At 74.5% G+C, this 9344-nt stretch carries 6 protein-coding genes and 1 pseudogene; 3 read left to right on the plus strand and 4 right to left on the minus strand.

All coding sequences use genetic code 11. The features are described from left to right. Positions 1-14 precede the first annotated feature (14 nt). Together IH44_RS0128930 and eccB are read right to left on the minus strand one after the other, a co-directional pair. Positions 15-314, minus strand: coding sequence for a WXG100 family type VII secretion target (locus IH44_RS0128930; protein WP_030462703.1), 300 nt, complete (start codon positions 312-314; stop codon positions 15-17). Between the two features lie 181 nt (positions 315-495). Next, positions 496-2082 (minus strand): type VII secretion protein EccB, encoded by a 1587-nt coding sequence (gene eccB / locus IH44_RS0128935; protein ID WP_030462704.1) that lies wholly within the window; start codon positions 2080-2082, stop codon positions 496-498. A gap of 250 nt (positions 2083-2332) precedes the next feature. Here eccB and eccE point away from each other — a divergent pair, with 250 nt between their 5' ends. The 3 genes from eccE to IH44_RS0128950 all read left to right on the plus strand — a co-directional run bounded on the left by eccE (position 2333) and on the right by IH44_RS0128950 (position 6652). After that, positions 2333-3718 (plus strand): type VII secretion protein EccE, encoded by a 1386-nt coding sequence (eccE, locus tag IH44_RS0128940; RefSeq protein ID WP_030462705.1) that lies wholly within the window; start codon positions 2333-2335, stop codon positions 3716-3718. Continuing rightward, positions 3718-4476, plus strand: a complete 759-nt coding sequence (locus tag IH44_RS0128945; protein WP_030462706.1) for a hypothetical protein — start codon at positions 3718-3720, stop codon at positions 4474-4476. Before eccE ends, IH44_RS0128945 begins: the two co-directional genes overlap by 1 nt. A gap of 184 nt (positions 4477-4660) precedes the next feature. Next, complete coding sequence (locus tag IH44_RS0128950; RefSeq protein ID WP_051817450.1) at positions 4661-6652, plus strand: MinD/ParA family protein; 1992 nt, start codon at positions 4661-4663, stop codon at positions 6650-6652. 50 nt (positions 6653-6702) lie between these two features. Here IH44_RS0128950 and IH44_RS0128955 read toward each other — a convergent pair whose 3' ends face one another. Together IH44_RS0128955 and IH44_RS41590 are read right to left on the minus strand one after the other, a co-directional pair. Further along, complete coding sequence (locus IH44_RS0128955) at positions 6703-7647, minus strand: bifunctional riboflavin kinase/FAD synthetase (protein WP_030462708.1); 945 nt, start codon at positions 7645-7647, stop codon at positions 6703-6705. 63 nt (positions 7648-7710) lie between these two features. Beyond that, positions 7711-9344 (minus strand): annotated as a pseudogene (locus IH44_RS41590) (serine protease); the annotation flags it as partial.

Here is a 9344-nt window from a genome sequence, read left to right on the forward strand (position 1 = left end):
ACGAGCTACCGGCGTCAGCCGATGCCACCGACCGCAGCACGCTGCTCCTCTTCAGTCATCGAGTAGGCCTTGGTGGTCGCCTCGATGGCCTGACGGATCTCGTCGAGGATCCGGTTGAGCGCGTTCGCGTCCTCGTTGAACTGCGACTGCATCTGCTGGTACGCGGACGCGGCCGCGCCCTTCCAGCCCGAAGCGATCTCGGAGACCAGGTTGTTGAGACGACCGATCTCGCCCTGGACCTGCTGGTTGACCTCGCCGATGCGGTTCGCGAAGGCGGTCATTTCCTCCGCGGTCGTCGTGAACTGACCTGCCATGATCCACCGTCCCCCATGAGACAGACTACGTCCGGACGTCCCTGTGGCGAACGCCCGCACGGGCACCACTTCGTGTGGTGCTCTGAAGCACTGTAACGGCCAACTGCCCTACACCCAACACCGGATAGCGGGTAGTTACCAGACCATGACACTGGATCGCGCTACTCGCGTTGACGGTCCGTCAGGCGTTCTGCGGCTGAACTGCGGCTGTGGTGTCGAGCACCGGCCCGGCCGGGACCAGCTTGGACCACTCGGCGGGCACCTGGGGCGGCAGGACGTCCTTGTAGTCGAGCCGTGCCTGGGCCTCGTTGGCCTCCGACTTGGCCGCCGGGGCAGCCGGGGCGGCCGGGGCGGAGGAGCCGTCGGCCGTGGGCGCGGCGGTGCTGGCCGGCAGCGAGTAGCGCAGGCCGGCGTCGGTGATCAGGAAGTAGCTGCCGGAGCTCGTCTGGCCGCTGGTGTCGAGCACGCCGCCGTCCACCGCGCGGTACAGCAGGCCGTGTCCGGCCGTCACGTGGGCGCTGAGCGAGTTCGCGCTGACCTTCGCCGGGTACTCGCCGTCCGCCCAGACCGTGCGCTTGATCCGGCCGTCCTGGTCGGCCCCGGCGTAGGTGGAGCAGATCACGGTGCGGGGCTTCTCCCCGATGTTGACGGCCTTCAGCTGGTGGGTGGGCATGTCCGGGTGCTCGGTCATCAGGTGGTTGTCGATCTGGGGCTGGAGCTTGTTGATGTCGCTCGCGTTGATCGGGTCCGCCTTGGCCTCGTTGCTGCCGTACGCGCTCACCACCCGGGGGTCGTACTTCATCAGCTGGTACTGGAACGGAGTGATCTGGTACAGGTGGTCGAGGCCGACCACGTAGAAGGCGTCCTGGAACGACAGCAGCCGGCCGACCTTCTTCTGCTTCGAGTCCGACAGGTCCAGGCGGGAGTTCTGGGGCTTGTCGCCCAGCCCGGGGATGTCCGGGAACTGCACCGGGTTGCCGTCCGCCAGCGTGTTCATCCAGTCATTGGTGACCCGCTGCGCCTCGGGGCTCTGGCCGAACAGGGCCAGCTTCAGGGCGTTGATCTGGTCGTCCGTCTGGTTGTACGTGCCGATCGCGTGCTTCACCCCGTTGGAGTCGACCAGGTAGAACGAGCCGTCCGTCTTGGCGTCCAGGTTCGGTTGCTGGACGTACAGCGCCTGGTTCTCGTCGAGCACCCGGGCCGGGTCCTTGAGGGTCTTCTCGTCCTGGTCGGCGGCGATGAACACCGACTGGCCGACGGTCGACTGGGCGTTCTGCTTGCTCTTCGTGTCGCAGACCGACCACAGCTTCGCCTTGCCCGCGTCGTCCTTCTTGGGCAGCTTGTCCGGCGCGTACGGGATGCCGATGGTGGCGCCGCGGCGCGGGTACTTGTCCAGCACGTCGTCGGCGACGGACAGCACGGTGGCGCCCGCGGCCAGCACCAGCCGGGCCGAGGACATGTTCAGCACCTGGTGCAGGGTGGGCTCCTTGTTGGGCCCGTCGTTCAGGATCACGTAGCGGGTGGTCGAGGACTTCCCCTGCAGGATGTACTTCCCGTTGTCCCAGTTCGGCGGCGCGGCCGGCTTGAGCACGCCCCACATGCCGAAGCCCGCGACGACCACCGCGGCGACCACGAAGCTCGGCAGTACCGCGCGGAGCGGACGCGGCGCGTCCTCGTCGTTGCCGCCGCCGCCCGGCTGCAGGAAGGCCCCCACCATCCGCTTCCGGGCGAAGGTGTAGGCGTTCAGCTCGTCCCGGCGTGATGCCATGCTCGTCCCCGTCTCCCCTGTGTGACCCGCCCCGCGGGTGTCAACGCGCTTGTGCCGTCGGTTGAGTCTGCCACCCGGCGGGCGACCCTCGCGGCCACTCCTCTACGATGCGGCAGCAGACGGTGAGTACGGTAACGGGTAGGCTCCGACGGTCCGCCATCCGGGCCGCCGACCCGGCCCCCGCCCGAGACTTTCCGGGCCCGCAGGGGGATCTGACGGGACATCTGAAGCAGAGAGGGCAATTCGGGGGATGCCAAGCCAGTCCGCTCCAGCACGACGACGCTCCACTTCGCACGGCCGGAGGCCGGAGGCCCAGGGCGGACGCCGGGCCCGCACCGCACCGCCCGCCCCGGCCGCGGTCGGCCCGGTGGGCCTGCGGCTGCTGCCCAGGCCCGGGCTGCTGGGCCGCCGGCTGGAACTCAAGCAGATCGTCCAGCTGGAGGTCGCCGCCGCCCTGGTCGCGGTCGGCTGGTCGATCAACACGATGATGGCCGCGGCCTTCGCGGTGCCCGCGCTGGTCCTGGTCGTGATCGCCCTGCTGCGGCTGCGCGGCCGCACCACCGGCGAGGCGGTGAGCGTCCGCTCGGCGTACAACGCCCGCCGCAAGGAGGCGAAGTACAACGTCCCGCCGCCCGGCACCGACCCGGCGATCGCGCCGGTGATGGAGCTCGACCCGGCGCTCAAGACCTGCACCCACGCGATCGAGACCGACCTCGGCGACGGCCGTCCGCTGCGCCGCGAGACCGGCATGGTCGGCGACGGCACCTTCTTCACCTCGGTGCTGCTGGTGCAGTCCAAGGACCAGCCGCTGCGCCCGGGCCGGGCCACCTCCGCGGTGCCGCTGGACCTGATCTGCTCGATCCTCCAGGTCGACGACATCGGCCTGGAGTCGGTGCAGCTGGTCCAGCACACCCAGCCCGCCCCCGCCCCGCACCTGCCCGAGCACTCGCTGGCCGCCCGCGCCTACCAGCAGACCCCCGGCGGGGTCAGCACCCCGGCGCTGCGGCTGACCTGGGTCGCGCTCAAGCTCGACCCGGAGCGCGCGGCCACCGCAGTGCTGGCCCGCGGCGGCGGCGAGGAGGGCGCCCGCAAGACCCTGCAGCGGGTCACCGACCAGCTGGCCGGCCGGCTGAACAGCGCCGGCTTCACCGCCACCGTGCTGGACGAGCGGGAGCTGATCGCCGCGCTGGCCATCTCGGTGTGCGCCAACCCGGTGGCGGTGGCGGGCCGGCAGGGCTCGGGCGGCGGCGGGGTCGGCGTGCGCCGGGCCCAGGAGTCCTCGAAGTACTGCCGGATCGACGACCGCTGGCACGCCACCTACTGGGTCTCCAAGTGGCCGGTGCTCTCCCGCCCCGGCATGGGCGGCGGCCGGGTGACCGCCCCCGACCTGGTCAACCAGCTGACCGGCACGCCCGCGTTCGCCTCGACCTTCTCGGTCACCGCGTCCCGCGCGATGGGCGGCGCGGTGGCGCTCAGCGGCCACCTGCGGCTGACCGAGCACAACGAGTCCAGGCTCGAGCAGATGGGCCGCCAGGCGGAGTCCCGGGCGCAGCACAGCGGCGCCTCGCTGACCCGCCTCGACCTGGAGCACGCCCCCGGCCTGCTCGCCACGCTGCCCCTGGGAGGGACGTCCTGATGGCCTACCAGACCTACTCCGGCCAGGCCCCGCAGCCGGTCGAGCAGCGCCCGGTGCGGGTGCGCCCCGGTTTCGGGCTGCGCGGCCCGCGCCGGGAGAAGCACGTGCTGCCGGCCGAGGACCTCGCGGCGCTGGCCTTCCCGGTCGGCGACGACGGCGTGGTGATCGGCCTGGACCACCAGCAGCAGCCCGCGGTGATCGGGCTGTTCCGCCCGTCCGCGTTCGAGGTGGTGCTGGTCGGCGGCATGTGGACGGCGCAGCTGATCGCGCTGCGCGCGGCCGCGACCGGCGCCCGGATCGCGGTGGAGACCGGCCGTCCGCAGGCGTGGGCGCCGATGGCGCAGGCGGCGGGCGGCGGGCAGCCGTGCGTGACGGTCCACCAGGTGGGCCGGCTGGGTGCGCAGGGCGCCTCGGTGGCGTCCCCCGTTCTGGTGGTCCGCGACCTGGGTGCGCGGCCCAACCGCAGCCGGCTGTCGGCGACGCCCTGGCAGACCACGCTGACCGTGCTGCCGTACCTGGGCCCGAACGCGGGCCGGGTGCTGAACGCCGCCGACCTGGTCGGCCTGCAGCGGGTCTCGCCGCAGGAGGCCGAGATGCTGGGCCGGCTGCTGTCGCTGGCCCCGGGTGACGTGAGCGCGCTGCCGACGCTGCCGGACAACGTGACGCTGTGGGCGACCCGGATGCGGCGCCAGTACGTGATGACCAACCAGGGCGAGGCCGAGACCCAGGTGCTGGGCGGTCCCCGCCGCATGGACTGACCGCCGACCGGCCGGTCCGCACGCTCCGGAAGGGCCACGGGGGCCCGGGTGCGGGCGGGCCGGCCGGGCCGGTCGGATCCGCCGTGAGGTCGGGCACCGCCTTCAAAGCGGGCCCGCGCACGGCCTAGTCTTGTTGCCCGACGGCAACCGCCGAAGCAGTTTCGGCGAGAACGAGGGAGCCCCAGTGAGCAGCGATCGGGACGGCGTCTACGTCGGCGACAACGCGGCCGAGGACGACGATGACTGGTCCGACGCCCCGGACTACACCGCTCCGTCCTGGTACACCCAGAGCGCCGCGCCGGGTGCTCCGACCTCGGCGCCGCAGCCGCAGCCGGTCCAGCAGCAGCCCGTCCAGCAGCAGCAGGTGCCGCAGGCCCAGCCCCCGGTGGTGCAGCCCCCACCGGTGCAGCAGCAGGCGCCGCCGCCGCAGGTCCAGCAGCCGCCGGTGCAGCAGCAGGCCCCCCAGCCGCCGGGTCCGCCGGTAGCCGCGCAGCCGGAGCAGCCGCAGCCCGTCCAGCCGGCCGAGCAGCAGCCGCCGGTGCAGGCGCAGACCGCCGCGCAGCCGGACCCCGATCCGAACGCGCCGGCCGCGCAGGCCCCGGTGCCGGACGCCGCGCCGCCGGTGGCGCAGCAGGTTCCCGGGCCGCCGCAGGCCCCGCAGCCGCCGGTGCAGCAGCAGGCCCCGCAGCCGCAGCCCGTCCAGCCCCAGCCCGTCCCGCAGCAGGCGCCGCCGCCGCAGCCGTACCCGCAGCAGGGCGGCTACCCGGCGCCGGACGCCCAGCAGCCCCCGCAGCAGCAGTGGCCCCAGCAGCAGTACCCGCCGCAGGTCCAGCAGCCCTACCCGCAGCAGGGCCAGCAGTGGCCCGCCCAGCAGCAGCCGCCGGCCGATCCGCGGGCGGGCGGCTGGCCGCAGCAGCCGCCGCAGCCGTACCAGCAGCACAACCCGGGCGGGGCCCCGCAGGCTCCGGCGCAGTTCCAGCAGGCGGCCGGGCAGGCCGCGGCGCACGGGGCGGCGCTGGGCTACACGGCGGCGGTGGAGCTGTCCTCGGACCGGCTGCTGCGCGGCCAGCCGAAGGTGCAGAAGCAGTCCCGGTTCCAGTTCGGCGGCAAGTCGGCGCAGGCCGGCAAGCAGCAGAAGCTGGAGCTGATCCGGCACCCGGTGATGACCTGCTACCGGATCGCGGTGATCAGCCTCAAGGGCGGCGTCGGCAAGACCACGACCACCACCTCGCTGGGCGCGACGCTGGCCAGCGAGCGGCAGGACAAGGTCATCGCCATCGACGCGAACCCGGACGCGGGCACGCTGGGCCGCCGGATCAAGCGGCAGACCGGGGCGACCATCCGCGACCTGGTGACGGCGATCCCGAACATCCGCAGCTACATGGACATCCGCCAGTACACCTCGCAGGACCCGAACTCGGGCCTGGAGATCGTCGCCAACGACGTGGACCCGGCGGTCTCCACCACCTTCGACGACTCGGACTACCGCCAGGTCATCCAGGTGCTCGGGCAGCACTACCCGATCATCCTGACCGACTCCGGCACCGGTCTGCTGTACTCGGCGATGCGCGGCGTGCTGGACCTGGCGGACCAGTTGATCGTGGTGGCCACGCCCAGCGTGGACGGCGCGTCCAGCGCCTCGACCACGCTGGACTGGCTGTCCGCGCACGGCTACGCGGACCTGGTGCAGCGGTCGATCACGGTGGTCTCCGGGGTCCGCGAGACCAGCAAGATGATCAAGGTCGAGGACATCGTGGCGCACTTCCAGACCCGCTGCCGCGGCGTCGTGGTGGTGCCGTTCGACGAGAGCCTGGCGGCCGGCGCCGAGGTCAACCTGCAGATGATGCGGCCCAAGGTCCGGGACGCCTACTTCGAGCTGGCCACCCTGGTCGGCGAGGACATCGCCCGCTCCCAGCAGCAGGCCGGCTGGCAGGGCCAGCCGCAGCAGCCGTACCCGCAGCAGGGCGGCTACCCGCCCCAGCCGTACCCGCAGCAGGGGGGCTACCCGCCCCAGCAGGGCGGCTACCCGCAGCAGGGCCAGCCCTGGCAGCAGCCCTACCCGCAGCAGGGCGGCTACCCGCCCCAGCCGCAGCCCCCGCAGCACGGCTACGGCTACCCGCCGCCGCACGAGGCGCCGCCCCCGGGGTACGGCTACCCGCCGCCCCACCAGGGCTGATCAACGCCGGAGGCCCCCCGCGGGGGGCCTCCGGCGCGTGCGGGGGACGCTCAGGGGCGCTCGGTGAGCTCCCGGGCCCGCTTGACGTCCTCGGCCATCCGCTCCAGCAGGGCGTCGATGGAGTCGAACTTCTCCATGCCGCGCAGCCAGGCCAGGAAGTCGACGGCGACGTGCTGCCCGTACAGGTCGAGGCCGACCCGGTCGATGGCGTACGCCTCGACGGTGCGGGCGGTGCCGTCGAAGGTCGGGTTGGTGCCGACCGAGATCGCGGCGGGCATGGTCTCGCCGTCGGCGGTCAGCCAGCCCGCGTACACGCCGTCGGCGGGGATCGCCGAGTACGGGACGGTGTCCACGTTGGCGGTGGGGTAGCCGAGTTCGCGGCCGCGCTGGGCGCCGCGGACCACCTCGCCCTCGACCCGGTGCGGGCGGCCGAGGATCTCGGCGACGCCGGCCATGTCGCCGGCCGCGACCAGCCGCCGGCACAGGCTGGACGAGAACGGCTCGCCGTCGCCCGCCGCGCCGCGCACCTGCAGGTCGACCACCTCGACGGTGAAGTCGTCGGCCCGGCCGAGCTCGGCCAGCAGCTCGACGTCGCCCGCCGCGCGGTGCCCGAAGCGGAAGTTGGGGCCCTCGACGACCGCCTTCGCGTGCAGCGCGTCGACCAGCACCGACCGCACGAAGTACTCCGGGGACTCCTGGGAGAACTCGGCGGTGAACGGCAGCACCAGGACGGCGTCCACGCCCAACTGCTCGACCAGTTCGGCCCGGCGCGGCTGCGGGGCCAGCAGCGGCGGGTGGGTGCCGGGCCGGACCACCTCGCTGGGGTGCGGGTCGAAGGTCACCACGACCGACTTCGCCCCCAGTTCGCCGGCCAGCTCCACCACCCGGTTGATGATCAACTGGTGTCCGCGGTGGACCCCGTCGAACGATCCGATGGTGACGACGCTGCGCCCCCAGTCCCCGGGGATCTCCTCCAGGCCGTGCCAGCGCTGCACCTGACCGCTCCTTGTTCCTACGGTGTGCACAACCCGTGCACTCGAAAGACCGAAACCGAACCCCTATAGCGTGCCATGCGACCGGCCCTGCCCAGGTACCGGAAGGCCCTTGGTGTGACCGGTCAGACGGCCGCCGGGACGGTCCACCTGCCGTTCGGCCTCGGCGGCGGCGTACTGCGGGTCCCGCCCGGACGCGGCGAGGGCCCGCAGCCGGGCCAGCCGGGGCCCCTGGGGCGGCGGCGGGGCCTCCTCGGGCCAGGACGCCAGCAGCCGGGCGAAACCCGCCCAGCGGCCCGCACAGCGCACCAGGGCGGCGTCCGCGCCCGGCCACCGCTCGGCGACCCGCGCCAGCAGCTCGCGCACCCGCCGCTCCGGGTGCCCGGCGTGCCGGGCCGCCAGCGCCTCCACCACGGCCGCCAGCACCCCCTCGTCCCGCTCCGCGGCCAGCAGCGCGTCCAGCAGCTCCTCCCGGCCGCCGCCGGGCGCCGCCAGCACCGGCACGAAGAGCGCCCGCACCGGCGGCCCGGCGGCCAGCACCGCGTCCAGCAGCGGACGGCCGTCCCGCCCGGCGTCCAGCGTCGCGTCCAGGTGCCGGGCCACCTCCCCGGCCCGCTCCGGGTTCTCCCGCAGCAGTTCGGCGGCCAGCAGCAGGCCGGCCCGCGCCACCGCCGGGTCGGCCGCCCCGTCCAGCACCCGCAGGCCCTCCCCCGCCCGGGCGCCCGGCACCAGCAGCCGCGCGCGCACCGCCGCCAGCACCTGGTCCGGGTGCTCCGCCAGCAGCCCGGCCAGCACCTCGGCGGTCAGGAACGGGTCGCCCGCCCGGTACCCGGCCAGCGCGGCCGGCAGGTGCTCGGCCCGGCCCGCCGGATCGCGCACCAGCAGCGCCAACGCCGCGCCGTGCAGGGCCGGTTCGTCCTCCCGGGCGAGCAGCGTGCGGGCCGCCAGCCGCAGCAGCTGCGCGCCCGAACCGCCCGCGTGCGGGGCGGTGCGCAGCGCGTGCACGGCCGCCGCGACGTGCCGCTCGGGGCGCGGGTCGTGGCTCCACCGGTCGACCGCCCGGCACAGCGCGGACGGCTCCCGTTCGGCGAGCCGGCCCAGCAGCGCGTCCGCCCGCGGGTGCGCGGTGGCCACCAGCGCCTCGGTCAACTCGTCCAGTGCCAGCGCCCGGTGCTCGTACAGCAGCTCGTCGGCCAGCTCGGCGACGCCCTCGGCGCGCTCGGCGTCCCCGGCGGTGTGCCCGTACCAGGCGCACAGCAGCGGCAGCACGCCGCGCGGATCGGCCGCCAGCAGCTCGGCCGCCGCCGTCCGGGCCACCTCCACCCGGCCCGGGCCCTCGGCCAACCGGGCCAGCAGCGCGGTCCGTTCGGCCACCGGCAGCGGCAGGCCCGTCCAGAACGCGGCGCCGAACCGCTCGTCCCGCCCGGCCCGGTCCACCAGCAGCTCCAGCAACTCCCGGTGCGCGGACGGCTCCGGGCTCCCCGCGATCCCCGCCGCCAGCAGCCGCCCGGCCCACCAGTCCGCCTCGCCGCCCCGCTCCGAGCGCTCCAGCGCCGCCCGCACCCGCCGCAGCCACCCGTCCAGCACCGCCGCCCCGCGCACCTCCCCCGCCCGCCGCAGCGCCCCCACCACCACCCCGACCCGGCCCCGCCCGACCCCCGCCCCGGCCGGCGCCCGGGGGCCGGCGGGCGGCTCTGAGC

This window comes from Kitasatospora sp. NRRL B-11411 (genome assembly GCF_000721345.1).
GTDB classification, from domain to species: domain Bacteria; phylum Actinomycetota; class Actinomycetes; order Streptomycetales; family Streptomycetaceae; genus Kitasatospora; species Kitasatospora cineracea.